Source organism: Streptomyces sp. NPDC002958 (assembly GCF_055563255.1).
Genome location: NZ_JBVHDS010000088.1, coordinates 1 through 1,035, shown reverse-complemented (window position 1 = coordinate 1,035; position 1,035 = coordinate 1). Strand labels below are relative to the sequence as shown.

Annotated in this window: 1 protein-coding gene; it reads left to right on the top strand. The window is 71.4% G+C overall.

Annotation, left to right across the window (positions count from 1 at the left end; genetic code table 11):
* Nucleotides 1–1,035, top strand: a 1,035-nt coding sequence (locus ACZ3IC_RS34205; protein WP_467422635.1) for a condensation domain-containing protein, incomplete at its 3' end; no start/stop codon positions are given.

Genomic DNA, 1,035 nt, shown 5'->3' with positions numbered 1-1,035 from the left:
GTGCTGCGTACGGATGTGTCGGGTGATCCGTCGTTCCGTGAGTTGGTGGGTCGGGTGCGGGCGGCTGATCTGGCGGCGTTCGCTCATCAGGACGTGCCGTTCGAGCGGATCGTCGAGATCCTCAACCCGGAACGCTCGGCGGCCCGCCACCCCCTCTTCCAGACCGCACTCACCTGCAACACCGCCGATGAGATCGCCGCGCTCGACGTGACGACCCGGCTCCCGGGCCTGACCACCGAACCCCTCTCGGTGGACACCGGTGCCGCCAAGTTCGACCTCGACTTCGAGTTCGGCGAGACCCTGGCGGACGGCGCCCCCGCCGGCATGACCGGCACCCTCGACTACAACCTCGACCTGTTCGACCCGGAGACCGCCGAATCCCTCGTCGCCCGCCTGCTGCGCCTGCTGGAAGCGGTGGTGGCCGACCAGGAACTGCGTGTCCGCGAGATCGATCTGCTGGACGGGGCCGAGCGGGCGCAGGTGCTCCGGGAGTGGGGCGCCGGTGACGTCTACGTCCTGGACCGCGACCTGCGCCCGGTGCCGCCCGGCGTGTACGCGCAGGTGTACGAAGCGGGCGATGTCCCCGGCGAGGGCATGGTGCCCGACCCGTTCGGGCCACCGGGTCGCTGGCTCGGGCCGACGGGCGAGCGAGGCCGCTGGACGCGCACGGGCGAACTCGTCCGCACCACGGCCGGGCAACCGCCCACCGACGGCGCACCGGACCACGGCGTCGGGGCGGGCCGGGGGCCGCTGACCCCGCAGGAGGAGATCCTGTGCGGGCTGTTCGCCGATGTGCTCGGCGTCGACGTCATGGGACCCGAGGAGTCGTTCTTCGACCGCGGTGGCCATTCACTGGCCGCGATCCGCCTTCTGAACCGCGTACGTGCCGCCCTGGACACCCCGGTGTCGCTCAAGGACTTCTTCGAGGACCCCACCCCCGCCGGTCTCGCGGGGTTGTTGGGTTCGGTGGGTTCTTCGGGTGTGGCGTTGCGTGGGGTGGTGCGGCCGGGTCGGTTGCCGTTGTCGTTCGCGCAG